At 72.6% G+C, this 15,415-nt stretch carries 14 protein-coding genes; 8 read left to right on the top strand and 6 right to left on the bottom strand.

Translation table 11 applies throughout. From position 1 onward, the window contains the following. From IEJ02_RS41405 to IEJ02_RS41390, 4 genes are all read left to right on the top strand, one after another. The coding region (locus IEJ02_RS41405; RefSeq protein WP_191069493.1) for a flavodoxin-dependent (E)-4-hydroxy-3-methylbut-2-enyl-diphosphate synthase at nucleotides 1–470 on the top strand (470 nt) is incomplete at its 5' end. Between the two features lie 23 nt (nucleotides 471–493). Further along, nucleotides 494–2,464 carry a 1-deoxy-D-xylulose-5-phosphate synthase gene (gene dxs / locus IEJ02_RS41400; protein ID WP_191069492.1) on the top strand — a complete coding sequence of 657 codons (1,971 nt, stop codon included), beginning with the start codon at nucleotides 494–496 and terminating at the stop codon, nucleotides 2,462–2,464. After that, nucleotides 2,461–3,870, top strand: a complete 1,410-nt coding sequence (locus IEJ02_RS41395; protein ID WP_191069491.1) for an aspartate aminotransferase family protein — start codon at nucleotides 2,461–2,463, stop codon at nucleotides 3,868–3,870. The genes dxs and IEJ02_RS41395 overlap by 4 nt, the downstream gene beginning before the upstream one ends. Before the next feature lie 17 nt (nucleotides 3,871–3,887). Continuing rightward, nucleotides 3,888–5,081 (top strand): serpin family protein, encoded by a 1,194-nt coding sequence (locus IEJ02_RS41390; protein ID WP_191069490.1) that lies wholly within the window; start codon nucleotides 3,888–3,890, stop codon nucleotides 5,079–5,081. A gap of 165 nt (nucleotides 5,082–5,246) precedes the next feature. Here IEJ02_RS41390 and IEJ02_RS41385 read toward each other — a convergent pair whose 3' ends face one another. Next, nucleotides 5,247–6,071 carry a tyrosine-protein phosphatase gene (locus IEJ02_RS41385; RefSeq protein WP_191069489.1) on the bottom strand — a complete coding sequence of 275 codons (825 nt, stop codon included), beginning with the start codon at nucleotides 6,069–6,071 and terminating at the stop codon, nucleotides 5,247–5,249. A gap of 166 nt (nucleotides 6,072–6,237) precedes the next feature. Between IEJ02_RS41385 and IEJ02_RS41380 the strand changes: the two genes are divergently transcribed. Beyond that, nucleotides 6,238–8,349, top strand: coding sequence for an alpha-galactosidase (locus IEJ02_RS41380; RefSeq protein WP_191069488.1), 2,112 nt, complete (start codon nucleotides 6,238–6,240; stop codon nucleotides 8,347–8,349). 79 nt (nucleotides 8,350–8,428) lie between these two features. After that, the gene (locus IEJ02_RS41375) at nucleotides 8,429–9,226 is read left to right on the top strand and encodes an SGNH/GDSL hydrolase family protein (protein ID WP_191069487.1); all 798 of its coding nucleotides are present in this window, start codon (nucleotides 8,429–8,431) and stop codon (nucleotides 9,224–9,226) included. 220 nt (nucleotides 9,227–9,446) lie between these two features. Here the strand turns inward: IEJ02_RS41375 and IEJ02_RS41370 are convergent, their stop codons facing one another. Then, the gene (locus IEJ02_RS41370) at nucleotides 9,447–9,890 is read right to left on the bottom strand and encodes an ATP-binding protein (RefSeq protein ID WP_275562483.1); all 444 of its coding nucleotides are present in this window, start codon (nucleotides 9,888–9,890) and stop codon (nucleotides 9,447–9,449) included. A 136-nt stretch (nucleotides 9,891–10,026) separates the two neighbouring features. On the opposite strand from IEJ02_RS41370, the gene IEJ02_RS41365 reads away from it, so the two are divergent. Continuing rightward, nucleotides 10,027–10,893, top strand: coding sequence for a Sco1979 family transcriptional regulator (locus IEJ02_RS41365; RefSeq protein ID WP_137980252.1), 867 nt, complete (start codon nucleotides 10,027–10,029; stop codon nucleotides 10,891–10,893). 3 nt (nucleotides 10,894–10,896) lie between these two features. After that, nucleotides 10,897–11,148 (top strand): DUF397 domain-containing protein, encoded by a 252-nt coding sequence (locus IEJ02_RS41360; protein WP_137980253.1) that lies wholly within the window; start codon nucleotides 10,897–10,899, stop codon nucleotides 11,146–11,148. Here IEJ02_RS41360 and IEJ02_RS41355 read toward each other — a convergent pair. The 4 genes from IEJ02_RS41355 to IEJ02_RS41340 are packed head-to-tail and all read right to left on the bottom strand — an operon-like array spanning nucleotide 11,102 to nucleotide 15,412. Continuing rightward, a complete protein-coding gene (locus tag IEJ02_RS41355) occupies nucleotides 11,102–12,085 on the bottom strand; it encodes an STM4011 family radical SAM protein (protein WP_191069486.1) in 984 nt (327 codons plus the stop codon). The two genes, IEJ02_RS41360 and IEJ02_RS41355, sit on opposite strands and share 47 nt — an antisense overlap. Nucleotides 12,086–12,096: 11 nt before the next feature. After that, nucleotides 12,097–13,455, bottom strand: coding sequence for an STM4012 family radical SAM protein (locus IEJ02_RS41350; protein ID WP_191069485.1), 1,359 nt, complete (start codon nucleotides 13,453–13,455; stop codon nucleotides 12,097–12,099). Next, nucleotides 13,452–14,255, bottom strand: coding sequence for an STM4013/SEN3800 family hydrolase (locus IEJ02_RS41345; protein WP_191069497.1), 804 nt, complete (start codon nucleotides 14,253–14,255; stop codon nucleotides 13,452–13,454). The genes IEJ02_RS41350 and IEJ02_RS41345 overlap by 4 nt, the downstream gene beginning before the upstream one ends. Next, nucleotides 14,252–15,412, bottom strand: a complete 1,161-nt coding sequence (locus tag IEJ02_RS41340) for an STM4014 family protein (protein ID WP_191069484.1) — start codon at nucleotides 15,410–15,412, stop codon at nucleotides 14,252–14,254. The genes IEJ02_RS41345 and IEJ02_RS41340 overlap by 4 nt, the downstream gene beginning before the upstream one ends. Nucleotides 15,413–15,415: the final 3 nt, after the last annotated feature.

Below are 15,415 nucleotides of genomic sequence, written 5' to 3'. Positions count from 1 at the left end.
AGTCGGCGGTGGCGTTCGGTGCGCTGCTGAGTGAGGGGATCGGGGACACGATCCGGGTGTCGTTGTCGGCGCCGCCGGCGGAGGAGGTCAAGGTCGGGATCCAGATCCTGGAGTCGCTGAATCTGCGGCAGCGGCGGCTGGAGATCGTCTCGTGTCCGTCGTGCGGTCGGGCGCAGGTGGATGTGTACAAGCTCGCGGACCAGGTCACGGCCGGTCTGGAGGGCATGGAGGTTCCGCTGCGGGTGGCGGTCATGGGGTGTGTCGTCAACGGCCCCGGCGAGGCGCGCGAGGCGGACCTGGGCGTCGCCTCCGGCAATGGCAAGGGGCAGATCTTCGTCAAGGGCGAGGTCATCAAGACCGTGCCGGAGTCGAAGATCGTGGAGACCCTGATCGACGAGGCCATGAACATCGCGCGGCGCATGGAGGACGAGGGGGTCCCGCCGGGTACCCCGGACGTCACCGTGAGCTGATACACCGAGGAGGGGAACCTACCGTGCCGTTGCTGGAGAACATCAGGGGCCCGCACGACCTCAAGGCGCTGACCGCTGACGAACTGGCCGCGCTCGCCCAGGAGATCAGAGAGTTCCTGATCGACGCGGTGGCCAGGACCGGGGGCCACCTCGGACCGAACCTCGGCGTGGTCGAGCTGTCCATAGCCCTGCACCGCGTCTTCGACTCACCCGCCGATCGCATCCTGTGGGACACCGGCCACCAGTCCTACGTCCACAAACTGCTCACCGGCCGCCAGGACTTCTCCAAGCTCCGCCACAAGGGCGGGCTGTCCGGCTATCCGTCACGCGCCGAATCCGAGCACGACATCATCGAGAACAGCCACGCCTCCACCGTGCTGGGCTGGGCCGACGGCCTCGCCAAGGCCAATGCGGTGCACGGCCGCACCGACCATGTCGTGGCCGTCATCGGGGACGGGGCGCTGACCGGCGGAATGGCCTGGGAGGCGCTCAACAACATCGCCGCCGCCCGGGACCGTCCGCTGGTCATCGTCGTCAACGACAACGAGCGCTCCTACTCGCCGACCATCGGCGGGCTCGCCAACCACCTCGCCACCCTGCGCACCACCGACGGCTACGAGCGCTTCCTGGCCTGGGGCAAGGAGGTGCTGCAGCGCACCCCCGTGGTCGGCCAGCCGCTGTACGGGTCGCTGCACGGCGCCAAGAAGGGGTTCAAGGACGCCTTCGCGCCGCAGGGCATGTTCGAGGACCTGGGGCTGAAGTACGTCGGCCCCATCGACGGCCATGACACCGAGGCGGTCGAGTCGGCCCTGCGCCGCGCCAAGCGGTTCCACGGCCCGGTCCTCGTCCACTGCCTCACCGAGAAGGGGCGCGGCTACCGGCCGGCGCTGGAGGACGAGGCGGATCGTTTCCACACCGTGGCCGCGATGGACCCGCTCACCTGCGCGCCCCTGACCCCCTCCGGCGGCCGCTCCTGGACCTCGGTGTTCGGCGAGGAGATGGTGCGGATCGGCGCCGAGCGGCCCGATGTGGTCGCCCTCACCGCCGCGATGCTGCACCCCGTGGGCCTCGCCGGCTTCGCCGAGGCGTACCCCGAGCGGGTGTGGGACGTGGGCATCGCCGAGCAGCACGCGGCGGTCTCGGCGGCCGGGCTCGCCACCGGCGGACTCCATCCGGTCCTCGCCGTCTACGCCACGTTCCTCAACCGCGCCTTCGACCAGCTGCTCATGGATGTCGCCCTGCACAAGTGCGGGGTGACCTTCGTCCTGGACCGGGCCGGTGTCACCGGCACCGACGGGCCGAGCCACAACGGCATGTGGGACATGTCCGTGCTCCAGGTGGTGCCGGGGCTGCGGATCGCCGCCCCGCGCGACGCCGACCAGCTCCGTGCCCAGCTGCGCGAGGCGATCGACGTGGACGACGCGCCGACCGTCATCCGCTTCCCCAAGGAGTCGGTGGGGGAGCCGATTCCGGCGATCGACCGGGTGGGCGGGATGGACGTCCTGCGCCGGGGCGAGGACGTCCTCATCGTGGCCGCCGGGGTCATGGCCCCCGTCGCGCTGCGCGCCGCCGAGCTGCTGGCCGGGCGCGACATCGGCTGCACGGTGGTGGATCCGCGCTGGGTGAAGCCCGTCGACCCCGAGCTGCCCGGGCTCGCGGCGCGCCACCGGCTGGTGGCGGTCGTGGAGGACAATGTGCGCACCGGCGGGGTGGGCGCGGCGGTCGCCCAGACGCTGCGGGACGCCGAAGTCGACCTGCCGGTGCGGACGTTCGGCATCCCCGAGGCGTTCCTGGCGCATGCCAAGCGCGGGGAGGTGCTCGCCGACATCGGGCTCACCCCCGCCGAGATCGCGGGCCGGATCGGGGCGGCCCTGACCCGTATCGAGGCGGCCCACCCGGAGCGGGCGGGCGCCGCCGCCGAGGCCCGTACCGCCGCCCGGGCCGGTACGGCCGCCGGGGCCCGTACCGCCGCCGCCAAGGAGAGCCAGGCATGACAGCAGCCGAGCAGCAGCAGCGGCGTTCGGGCTTCGACCTCGGGAAGCTGCTGGCCGAGCGCGCGTCGGAGCGGTACGACCTGCACACCCGGCACCTCAACCACCAGCTGCCCCGGATGCTGCGCACCATCGGCTTCGACAAGGTCTACGAACGGGCCGAGGGCGCGTACTTCTGGGACGACGAGGGCCAGGACTACCTCGACATGCTCGCCGGTTTCGGGGTGATGGGCCTGGGCCGCCACCACCCCGTGGTCCGCAAGGCGCTGCACGACGTCCTGGACGCCGACCTGGCCGATCTGACCCGCTTCGACTGCCAGCCGCTGCCCGGTCTGCTGGCCGAGCGGCTGCTGACCCACGCCCCGCACCTGGACCGGGTCTTCTTCGGCAACAGCGGCACCGAAGCCGTCGAGACGGCCCTGAAGTTCGCCCGCTACGCCACCCGCAAGCCGCGCGTCCTGTACTGCGCCCACGCCTTCCACGGGCTGACCACCGGCTCGCTGTCGGTCAACGGCGAGGACGGCTTCCGCAAGGGGTTCGACCCGCTGCTGCCCGACACCCCGATCGAGCTGGGCGACCTCGACGCGCTGGAGCGGGAGCTGGCGCGCGGGGACGTGGCGGGGTTCGTGGTGGAGCCCATCCAGGGCAAGGGGGTGCACGAGGCCCCGCCCGGCTTCCTGCGCGCCGCGCAGGAGCTGCTCCACCGCCACAAGGCCCTGCTCATCGCGGACGAGGTGCAGACCGGCCTCGGCCGCACCGGGGACTTCTTCGCCTACAGCCACGAGGACGGCGTCGAACCGGATCTGGTGTGCGTGGCCAAGGCCCTCTCCGGGGGCTATGTGCCGGTCGGCGCGACCCTGGGCAAGGACTGGATCTTCAAAAAGGTCTACTCGTCGATGGACCGGGTGCTGGTCCACTCCGCCAGCTTCGGCTCCAACGCCCAGGCCATGGCGGCCGGGCTCGCCGTCCTCGCCGTCATGGAGGACGAGGAGGTCGTGGCCAACGCCCGCCGCACCGGCGAGCTGCTGCGCGACCGCCTCGCCGCGCTGGTGGACCGCTACGAGCTGCTGCACGACGTCCGCGGCCGGGGGCTGATGATCGGCATCGAGTTCGGCAGACCCAGCTCACTGGGGCTGCGCGGCCGGTGGACGATGCTCCAGGCGGCGCGCAAGGGGCTGTTCGCGCAGATGGTCGTCGTCCCGCTGCTGCGGCGCCATCGCATCCTCACCCAGGTGTCCGGCGACCATCTGGAGGTCATTAAGCTGATCCCGCCGCTGATCATCGGCGAGCGGGAAGTGGACCGTTTCGTCGAGGCGTTCACAGCGGTCATGGACGACGCACACGACGGCGGCGGCCTGATCTGGGACTTCGGCCGGACGCTCGTCAAACAGGCGGTGGCAGGCCGCTGACCGATGGGGGACCCCGCATGATCGACGCGACCGCCGTAGAGGCCGTGAACACGATGACGGCGCGGTGGGCGCGGGCGGTCGTGGCGGACGAGGGCACGGCCTTCGCCGCCACCGGGGTCTGGCCGCTGCTCGCCCTGCTCGCGGGCGGCGCCGACGGCCCGGCCCGTCAGGAGCTGGAGGGCGCGCTGGGCGTCGGCGCGGACGGGGCGACGGCGCTCGGCGGGCGGCTGCTCGGGGCGCTGGACGCCATGGACGGTGTCCACGCGGCCGCCGGGCTATGGACCCGCCAGGACCTGCCGATCCGGCCCGAGTGGGAGGCCGCGCTGCCCCCGGGCGTACGTGCCACGCTGACCGGGGACGCCGAGCGCGACCGCAAGGAGCTGGACGGCTGGGCGTCCCGGCGCACCCGGGGCGCGATCACCGAGATGCCGGTGCCGCTCACCCCCGACACCCGGCTGGTGCTGGCCGGAGCGCTCACGGTCGAGACGGCCTGGCTCCAGCCGTTCCAGCCGGGCTGGATGAGGCCGACGAGCGGCCCCTGGCGGGACCGATCGCTGGCCGGGCTCACCCGGTCCACGGACGACCTCGACGGGGCACTGCGGGTCGTCCCCGACACCCCGGCCGGTCCGCTCACCCTGTCCGGGGTCGCGGGCGGCAACGGGCTGGATGTGCATCTGGTCCTCGGCGCCGAGGACGCCCCGGGCGGCGAGGTGCTGGAGGCCGGGATCGGCGCGGTGGCCGGGCGGTACGAGGGATGGCCCGGCTCGGCGCTGCCGCCGGGCGAGGCCGGGCCCGGGGTCCGGGTGACGCAGGTCGCGAGCTGGGACCCCACACCCCGGGCGACGCTCACCACCCCGCAGTTCACCGTGGCGGCGCGGCACGATCTGCTGCGCCGGGCCGCGCTGTTCGGGCTGCGTACCACCCAGGACACCGCGCGCGGCCACTTTCCGGGGATCAGCCCCGCCGCGCTGGCGCTGTCCTCGGCGGAGCAGTCCATGACCGCCTCGTTCAGCGCCGAGGGCTTCCGGGCGGCGGCGGTGACCGCGTTCGCCATGGCGCCCGGTTCGGCGCCGCCGCAGCGGACGGCGAAGCTGATCAGCGTGCGGTACGAGCGGCCGTTCGGCTTCCTGGCCGTGCACCGCGCCACCGGTCTGGTGCTGACGGCGGGCTGGGTCACCGACCCGGAGCCCGGGGCCGACACCATGTGGTGAGCCCCGTTTTCCCTCCTCGCGATATGCGGCTCCGCCGCGTGGCAGGGGCTTCGCCCCTGGACCCCGGGGTCTGGGGCGCAGCCCCAGTTGAGGGAAGGGGCGGGGAGGGGAGCAGCCCGCCGCAGGCGGCAAGCTCCGTCGACACCCCCTAGCCCGTGAAGCGCGTCAGCCGGTGAGCAGCCGTTCCCGGAGCCGGTCGCGCTGCTCGGGGGCGAGGCCCAGCCCCTCGGTGAGATAGCGCTCGGTGCCGCCCCAGGTCTCCTCGATGGTCGTGAAGGCCGCCGCCAGATATTCGGCGCGCGCGTCGAACAGCGGCAGCAGCAGCGCCATGACCTCGGGCGACATGGGGTCGGAGCCGTCCCCCGGATCGCCCTTGCGCCAGATCTTGTAGCGCCGGTGGGCGGCCGCCGACTCGAGGTAGTCGGCCTCGATGGCCTCCTGGTCGACGCCGAGGGCCAGCAGGGTCACCGCGATGGACAGCCCGGCCCGGTCCTTGCCCGCCGAACAGTGCATCAGCACCGGTGAGCTGTCCTCGGCCATATCGCGGAGGATCCGGCCGTGCTCGACGAGCCGGGTGGTGATGATGGAGCGGTAGGAGCCGATCATGCGCTTCTCGGCCCGGCCCTCGGCGAGCAGCTCGCGCAGCGTCTTCAGATCGCCCTCGCGGACCATCCTCCAGAACCCGGCGCCGTCGGCCGGGTCGGACAGCGGCAGGTTGACGTTGCGGACCCCGCGGAGCGTGACGTCCGGGCCCTCCAGCTTGATGTCGGCGGCGTTGCGGAAGTCGAAGACGGTGTGCAGGCCGAGCGAGTCGAGGTAGGCCGTGTCCGCCTCGGTGGCATGGGCGAGATGGCCGCTGCGGAACAGCACTCCGGGCCGTACGCGGCGGCCGTCGGCAGCCGGCAGTCCACCGAGATCACGGAAATTGCGTACCCCCACCAGCTGGGTTTCGGCCTGGGGGACCTGCGGCGACTGCGACTGCTGCGTCACGGGCTCTCCTTCACCATCGGCCGCCGACGCGGCTCGTCGACGAGGCGGCTGAAGCTGACCATACGACATGGGTGCACCGGGCAATCGGTCTCGTGAGGGTGCGGGCATTGCCGCACCACCCGCCCTCCCCGATCATGTCGATACCTGTGGAGAATTGGGGAGTGCGATGATCGAAACCGGTGGAAGCGGTCGGCTCTGGGTGCTCTCGGGGCAGCACAGCAGCTATGCCCTGCACCTCACCGACCGTGATGAGCTGCTCCATCTCCACTGGGGGCCGCGGATCGCGGTCGAGGACGCCGAGGCCCTCGCCGCCGAGCCGGGGCCGCCGGACTGGCCGTTCGAATCACCGCTGGACGGGCGCGAGGAGTACCCGGTGGAGGGCGGCCCGCGCTTCGCACGCCCGGCCCTGTCCGTACACGCCGGGGGCGTACGCGGCACCGAGTGGCGCTTCGACGGCGGCACCGTCCTCGACCCCGGCACCGGTGAGGAGCTGCGGCTGCGCTTCCACGATCCGCTGCACCACCTCGGCATCACCCTCCACTACCGGATGCGGGACGACGGCGATGTCGTCGAGCGCTGGACCACCCTCGCCCACACCGGCACCGCGGGGCAGGAGCCGGTGGAGCTGCTGCGGGCCGACTCCGCCGCCTGGTCGCTCCCGGCGCGCGACCGCTGGCGGCTGTCCCATCTGCACGGCCGCTGGGCCGCCGAGAGCCGGCTCGCCCGCGCCGAGCTCACCCCCGGCGAGAAGGTGATCGGCAGCCGCCGGGGCCACACGAGCCATCACCATCTGCCCTGGATCGCGCTGGACGGCGGGGAGGCCACCGAGGAGAGCGGCGAGGTGCACAGCTGCGCGCTCGCCTGGTCCGGGGCCTGGCGGATCGCCGTCCAGCTGCTGGGCGACGGCGCCGTCCAGGCGGTCGGCGGGGTCGGCCACGACGACGCGGGCCAGCTGCTCCTCGCGCCCGGCGAGTCCTTCACCACGCCCGTCTTCGCCGGGCTGTGGACCGACGGCGGCTTCGGGGCCGCGAGCCGCGCCTGGCACGCCTGGCAGCTCGCGCATGTGATCCCCGGTGCCGACCGGTCCCGGCCGGTGCTCTACAACTCCTGGGAGGCCACCGAGTTCGAGGTGAGCGAGGAGCGGCAGCGCTCGCTCGCGCGGCTGGCCGCCGACATGGGCGTCGAGCTGTTCGTGGTGGACGACGGCTGGTTCGGGGCACGCACCAGCGACCGGGCCGGGCTCGGCGACTGGACGCCCAACCCGGACCGCTTTCCCCACGGGCTGAAGCCGCTGGCCGACGAGGTGCACGCGCTCGGGATGCAGTTCGGCGTCTGGGTCGAGCCGGAGATGGTCAACCCCGACAGCGACCTCTACCGCGCCCACCCCGACTGGGTGCAGCACCACCCCGGCCGGGCCCGCACCGAGTTCCGCAACCAGCTCGTGCTCAACCTCGCCCGCCCCGATGTGCGCGCCCATCTGTGGGAGCGGCTGGACACCCTGCTGAGCGGCGCGCCCATCGACTATGTGAAATGGGACTTCAACCGCTCCTTCACGGACCCCGGCTGGCCCGGCGACCCCTATCCGCGGCGGCTGTGGATCGACCACGTACGCGGGCTGTACGAGCTGCTGGAGCGGCTGCGCGCCGCCCACCCGGGCGTCGCCTTCGAGTCCTGCTCGGGCGGCGGCGGCCGGATCGACCTCGGCGTCCTGGGCCTGACCGACCAGGTGTGGACCTCGGACAACACCGATCCGCTGGACCGGCTGGCCATCCAGCACGGCTTCGGTCAGCTCCACCCGGCCCGGGTGATGGCCGCCTGGGTCACCGACAGCCCCAACGCCATGGGCAACGCCCGGGTCAGCTCGCTGCGCTTCCGCTTCGTCAGCGCGATGGCCGGGGTGCTGGGCGTGGGCGGCGATCTGACCCGCTGGAGCGAGGCCGAACTCGCCGAGGCCCGCGACTGGGTGGCGCTCTACAAGCGGGTGCGCCCGGTCGTCCAGCACGGTGAGCTGTACCGGCTGCGGCCGCCGGAGGGCGACGGGCTCAGCGCGGTGAGTTACGTCCGGGGCGCGGAGACCGTGGTGCTGGCCTGGCTCCAGGCGCAGCACCACGGCCGGGCACAGCCTCCGCTGCGGCTGCGCGGGCTCGACCCGGCGGCCACCTACCGGGACCTGGAGACCGGGGAGGTGCACCGGGGAGCGGTGCTCGCCCACCGGGGCCTGCGCACCGGGCTGAGCGGCGACCTGGACGCCGCCGTATTCCACCTTCGCCGAAACTGACCGGGTGGGATTGATCACCCCACGTCAAGCCCTGGTTACGGTGGCGTAAGTCACGCCATCGGGTGAATGATGTCCCGACGTGGCAGACGATAAGGAGAGATTCAGCAACGGTTCCATCGGGTCGTACGCAGCCGTCGGGGACAGCTTCACCGAGGGCGTCGGCGACCCCGGTCCTGACGGGGTGTTCGTCGGCTGGGCCGACCGGCTCGCCGTCCTGCTGTCCGACCAACGACCCCACGACGATTTCCGCTACGCCAATCTGGCCGTACGCGGTCGACTCCTTGACCAGATCGTGGCCGAGCAGGTGCCCCGCGCCATCGAACTCGGCCCCGATCTGGTCACCTTCTGCGCGGGTGGCAATGACATCCTGCGCCCCGGCAGCGATCCCGACGATGTGGCCGAGCGCTACGAGGCGGCCGTCGCCGACCTCGTGGCGCGGGTGGGGACGGTGCTGCTGTGCACCGGCTTCGACACCAGAGGGGTGCCGGTGCTGCGCCATCTGCGGGGCAAGATCGCGACGTACACGGCGCATGTGCGGGCGATCGCCGACCGCCACGGCTGCCCGGTGCTCGACCTGTGGTCGCTGCGCTCGGTGCAGGACCGCCGGGCCTGGGACGCCGACCGGCTGCATCTGTCGCCGGACGGGCACACCCGGGTCGCGCTGAGGGCCGGTCAGGTGCTCGGCCTGGAGGTCCCCGCCGACCCCGATCAGCCCTGGCCCCCGGAGGGGCAGCGCACCGCGGCCGAGGTGCGCCGGGACAACATCCACTGGGCGCGCGAATATCTGGTGCCCTGGATCGGCCGACGGCTGCGCGGAGAGTCGTCGGGCGACCATGTGGAGCCCAAGCGGCCGGATCTGCTGCCGCTGCGGCCCTGAGGGCCTGTGTCATATCCCCGGCCGGGCGTGCGGCGCCTGGCACGCACGCTGATCCGACCGGGGATATGACACAGGCCCTGAACGATCCGTGACCCGAAGCGGTCCCGGAGGAATAGGGGCAGACCCCCGTTGGCGCCCCGAGGCTGACCGCCCGGTGCGCTGTCGCTGCCCCTATTCCCTCGGCACCGCCCGCGTACGTCGTGTCGCCGCCGCAGGGCCGCTAGACCGCCAGGTAGGCCCAGACGGCGCGGCCCGCGCCCCCCTGGTTCGGCCTGACCCCCCAGGCCTCCGACATGGCCTCCACCAGCATCAGCCCGCGGCCGCCCTCCTGGTCCGCGCTCACCGACCGGGCCTCCGGCACCGTGCGCGCACAGCCCTGGTCGGCCACCTCCAGCCGCAGCCGGGTGCCTATGAGCTGGAGTGAGCAGCGAACGTCCTCGCTGGAGGTGTGGCGCACCGCGTTGGTGAAGAGCTCGGAGACGATCAACTCCGCGCTGTCCCGGGTGTCCTGGTCGATGCCCCATGAGCCCAGCCGCCGGACGACATGCCTTCTCGCCTCGGCGACGGACGTGCTCAGCGCCGGCAGACGAAACACGTCGTGGCGGGGCGGAGCGACCACGGTGCCGCCGCGCCCTAACCGGAGAGCCTCATAGGAAGGAGCCACGCCGACACTATGCTCTGTCACACTCGCGTATGGCAAGGTTCAATCTGTAAATTACAGAATCGCAAGCGCAGGCTGTTCGGAATGCTGAGCCCATGCCAGACTGCTGTGTCGTGAAGGTACTTGGAGGGGGACGGTAGTGGCGGATGCGCGGGCGGGCGGAGCCCCGACCGTCCTGCGAGTCGTGCTCGGCAAACGGCTCCAGGACCTTCGGGAGAAGGCCGGGCTGTCGTTCGAACAGGCCGGGCGCGCCCTGGACGTCACCCATGCCACGATCCGGCGGATGGAGAAGGCCGAGGTCGGCCTGAAGCTCCCGTACGTCGAGAAGCTGCTGCGGACGTACGGCGTCACCGACCCCGAGGAGGTCGAGGGGTTCCTCTCCCTCGCGCGCGAGGCCAACAAGGCCGGCTGGTGGCACCGGTTCCGGGACGTCCTGCCGGAGTGGTTCAACACCTTCGTCAGTCTGGAGGTCGAGGCCAATCTGATCCGGGCCTACGAGCCGCACTACATCCCCGGGCTGCTGCAGACCGAGGACTACGCCCGCGCGGTGCTCCGCGCGGGCATGCCGCACGCGCCCGAGACGGAGATCGAGCGCAACGTGGCCCTGCGCATGGAGCGCCAGGCGCTGCTCACCCGGGACAACCCGCCGATGCTGTGGGTGGTCATGGACGAGACGGTGGTGCGCCGCCCCATCGGCGGTGCCGAGACCATGCGTGCCCAGATCGCGCGGCTCATCGAGGAGGCCGAGGCTCCTCATATCCGGCTACAGGTCATGCCGTTCGACGCCGGTCCGCACCCGGCGATGTACGGCCCCTTCCATATCTTCCGGTTCCCGATCCCGGAGCTGCCCGATATCGCGTATACGGAGACGCTCGTCAGCGGCTCCTACTTCGACCAGCGCGATGACGTATCGGCGTTCCTGGAGGCCCTGGACCGGATGTGCGCGCAGGCCGCGCCTGCACAGACGACTCAGGCGATTCTGAGTCGCATTCGCAAGGAGATCTGAACGATGGATCGCATATGCGGGAGCCGCGTCTACAGCGGCATGCCGGCGAGGGACCTCGGCAGCGAGGGCTGGCACAAGCCGTGGAGCGGTGGCAATGGGGGAAGCTGCGTCGAGGCGATGAGACTGAAGGACGGACGGGTGGCGCTGCGCCAGTCGACCGATCCGGACGGACCGGCCCTGATTTACACCCATCTGGAGATGAAACGCTTCATCCAGGGGGCGAAGGCCGGGGAGGCGGACTTTTTGTTTCTGTGACGTCCTCCGTGACGTCCGGACCCGTGACGCTCATCGTGACCAGGGGGAGCGAGGGGGAAACAGTGTGACCGACCGACCATGAAGTGACCGGCGGGGGCGGCGCCGGGACGCGTTCCAGCACACCGCCCGCGAACACGTCGTACAGCGGAAGCGACTCCAGGTGCACATAGCCGATGTGGCAGTCGCAGACCGCCAGCGGACACCGGCGGGGCCGTAGCGCCGCGCGGTACGACCCGTCGTAGAGATTGCCCAGTTCGGCGGGGACGAAATGGCAGCGGCGCACCGTGCCGTCGCCGTCCACCGAGATCACCGAGGCGCCGGTCCGGCATGGCAGACCGGCGCTTCGGTGCGGATGGCGGCTGTAGCCGAAGAGCGGGTCCAGAGCGGTCCACTCGGCCGCCTCGGCGTCGGTGTAGGTATGGCCCTCGGCCGCGTTCACCCACAGATACACCCGCTCGGGGAGGTCGGCGCGCAGTCTGCGGGCCTGGTCCAGATGGGCGGGCAGCCCCACGACGCCGACGCTGTGGCGCACCCCGCGCGCGGCCAGCTCCCGGCACTTGGCGAGGAACCGGTCGTACGGCGTCTGGTCCGGGTGGTAGGTGCACCACAGGGCGAGGGTGTCGGGGTCGGCCTCGGCCGTCCAGCCGGTACGGCAGCTCAGATTGGTCTGGATGGCGACCCGCGCGACGTGCGGCAGATGGCTGAGCTCGATGAGCGCCCGGCGGTACCAGGAGCGCACCAGCCCCTCGCCCCACGGGGTGAAGAGCACCGACAGCCGGTCGCCGGTCTGCTCCGCCACCCAGGCCGTGAACCGCTCCAGCGCGGCGCGGTCGGCGCGCAGCCGCTCCGGGCTGTCCCGGCGCTTGGCGAACGGGCAGTACGGACAGTCGTAGTCGCACGAGGCGAGCGGACCCCGGTAGAGAATGGTCAAGTCCACACCCGACTCCCTCACTTCAGATCGTACGCGGCCATGGCGGCGCGCACGGCGGGCGAGAACAGCTCGGGGCCGAGCGCGTCGGAGTGCGCCAGCCCCTCGGGGGACAGCCGCAGCCGTCCCGGGGCCGCGTCCGGGTCCAGCCAGCCGCGTGCCGAGAACCGGGCCAGCTCGGCGGGGAAGTCCTCGGCGGGATCGGTGCCGAACCGGGCCCGGTACTCCGCCGCCGCCATCCCCTCGGCCTGGAGGACGGACTGCAGCAGATGGCGCCGGCGGGCCTCGTCACCGGTCATCCACCGGCCGTGCTCGGCGCGGGCGAAGTCGGCGGCGGGCCGGGAGACATAGTCGTCGACGATGCCGCGTATCTCCCGCATGTCGACCGCGTAGTCGAACGAGTAGTGCAGGGCGGAGGTGTAGGAGCGGGCGCCGCAGCCGAGGCCGACCATGCCGTCCGTCTGGCAGGCGTGGTCCTCACCGCCGGTGGCGGGCGCGCCCGGGGCGCGGAACATCCGCATCGAGACCTGTTCATAGCCGTGGGCGAGCAGATGGTCGCGGCCCGCGCGGTACAGCCGCAGCCGCCGCTCGTCCCACTCCGGGTCCCCCTCCGCCGCCGGCTCCCCGGCCTCCTTACGGCCGAGCCCGGTCAGCGGGCGGACATAGAGGGGGTAGAGATACAGCTCCTCCGGGCGCCAGGCGAGGGCGGCGTCCAGGGAGTGGCGCCATGTGTCCTCGGTCTGACCGTCGATGCCGTAGATCAGATCGATGTTGAGCACCGGGATGCCCGCCTCCCGGATCCGGCCCAGCGCCGCCTCCACATCGGCCCGGTGCTGCGGGCGCACCGCCGAGCGCGCCTCAGCGTCCACGAAGCTCTGCACCCCCAGGCTCAGCCGGGTGGTGCCGCGCCCGGCCAGCACCGCGAGCCGGTCGGCCGTGGCGGTGGCCGGGGACGCCTCGACCGAGAGCGGCACGGCGGCCAGGTCCGCGCCCATCCCCTTCTCGGCGATGTCGCAGAGCCGCTCCAGCTCCGCCGCCTCCAGGAACGTCGGGGTGCCGCCGCCGAACGCCGCGGCGGCGAACCGGGCCTCCTCGCCGAGCGCTTCGCGCACCGCACCGGCCTGCCGCTCCAGCGCGTCCAGATAGGCCGTCACCAGCCCCTCGGGGGCGCCGATCCGGGTGAAGAGGTTGCAGAAGCCGCAGCGCACCTCGCAGAAGGGGATGTGCAGATACAGCGACAGCGCGTCCTTCGGCTCGGCCGCCCACAGCCCGCGCAGCGCGGGGCGCTCCACCAGCGGCCGGTAGGCGGTCTTGTGCGGATAGGCGTAGACGTACGACTGGTAGGGGCGGACGGTGGAACCGAGCGTGCTGATGTTCATCGGGCCTCGAGGAAGAAGTGGGTGTACGGCACGGTCCAGACGACCTCGTGGCCGAGCCGGTGGCCGGTGTAGCCGTCGTCGCCGTACGCGGTGCCGTGGTCGGAGCAGACGATCGCGAAGGCGGGACCGCGGCGGCTCAGGGCGGCCAGCAGCCGGTCGACATGGCGGTCGACGTACTCCAGGGCCGCGGCGTGGGTGGCGCGGGTGTCGCCCGCCTCGCGGGTGGCGCCGGGCAGATGGAACCAGTTGGGCTGGTGCAGCGCCGAGACATTGACGAAGAGGAACAGCCGGCGGCCGGGGTCCAGTCCGGCGATCACCTTCTCGGCGCGGTCGATCTGCGCCTCGAAGGAGGTGGGGGAGGTGACGCCGAACTCAGGCTCCCAGTGGCTCTCCCGGAAGTAGCCGGGCAGCACCGAGCCCAGCGGCCCCCGCTGGTTGAAGAAGCCGACCCCGCCGACGCACACCGTGTGGTACCCGGCCGCCGCGAGCCCCGACACCAGATCGGGGGTTTCGAAGACATAGGTGCCCGCCGCGGTGGTCTCGCTGCCCGCGAAGCGGGCCGCGAACAGCCGGCGGTGCGGTCCGGGGGCGGCCGGGGTCGGCAGGAAGCCCGCGAACATCGCCTGGTGGGAGGCGTAGGTGAAGCTGCCGGGGGCATGCCGCTCGTCCCAGACGCCGCCGGGCATCCGGGCGCTGAGGTGCGGCGTCCGCCCGGCCGCCGCCAGTTCGGCCGCCACGTCGTAGCGCAGGGTGTCGAGGGTGAGCAGCAGCAGATCGTGGCTGCCCACCACCTCGTTCATATCGGGCTCAGACAGCGGCATCGCGATGGGCCTCCTTCCCCGGCCCGGAGCACGGCGGCGACCTGGGCCGCGTAGGTGTCAAGACCCTCCGCGCCGCTGCCGGGCAGACCGGTCAGCCGGGGCAGCAGATCGCCGAAGGCGTTGACCTCGCCCACGGCGAACCGCCGCCACCCCGGGCCGGGCAGCAGATCCACCCCGACGCACAGGGTGCGCGGGAAGCGCTCCGCCGCCCGCTCCGCGATGCCCAGCACCCCGCTCCAGGCCACCCCGGCCGCCTCCGCCGCGGCGCGCGCGGCGGCCAGATCGCCGCGCACCCCGCCGAGATGGAGATTGGTCATGGGGGAGCGGCTGGTGCGCACCACGGCATGGGTGGCCCTGCCCTCCACCACCACGACCCGCAGATCGGCCACCCGCTTGTCCTGGGTGGCCTTGGGCAGCCAGCGCTCGATGTGCAGCCCGTCCGGCGCCAGGGTGTCGATGATCGCGGCGACCTCCGCCTCGCTCTCGTACCGCCGCACCCGCAGCGAGTTGAACAGCCGGCCGTCCTCCGTGCGCTCCACGGAGGTGGTGGCCCGCACCCGGCCGGGGCCCGCCGTCTCCACCGCGAGCACCCCGGACGCGGACGAGCCGTGGGCCGGCTTCACGAAGGCGCGCCGCAGCCCTGAGGTGCCGAGCGCCGCGCGCACATCGTCCCAGCCGCGCACCGGCGGCGCCTGCGGCCCGGAGGTCGGCGAGGGCGGGACCGGGACCCCCGCGCCGTCCAGCACCCCGTGGCACAGCCGCTTGTCGAACAGGACGGCCAGCTCGCCGGGGTCGTTCAGCAGCGTGGCCCCGGCCGAGCGCGCCGCCGCGGCGACGCCCCGGACGGCCTCGGTGAACCGCGCGTACCAGCGGCCGGTGCCCTCGACCCGGGTGGGGTCGGAGGCGCCGCGCAGCAGCCACTCCACCTCCTCGTCCTCGCCCGGCGAGTCGATCCGCACGGTCTCGGCGGGCTCGAACACGGCGCCGCCGGTCAGCACATCGCGCCAGGCCAGCACCCGGGGCGCGGGCAGTCCGGCGGCCACGGCCGCGGCGGTGAACATCTCCACCCGGCGGCCGCCCGCATTGCCGACCACGGCGAAGCGGGGACCTTCCCGGTCGGGTTCTCGGTGTGGCATGGG

This window comes from Streptomyces sp. 5-10 (assembly GCF_014712245.1).
GTDB classification, from domain to species: domain Bacteria; phylum Actinomycetota; class Actinomycetes; order Streptomycetales; family Streptomycetaceae; genus Streptomyces; species Streptomyces violaceusniger.
Note: the sequence above shows the minus strand (reverse complement) of the source record. Positions and strands in the feature narration are given on the sequence as shown.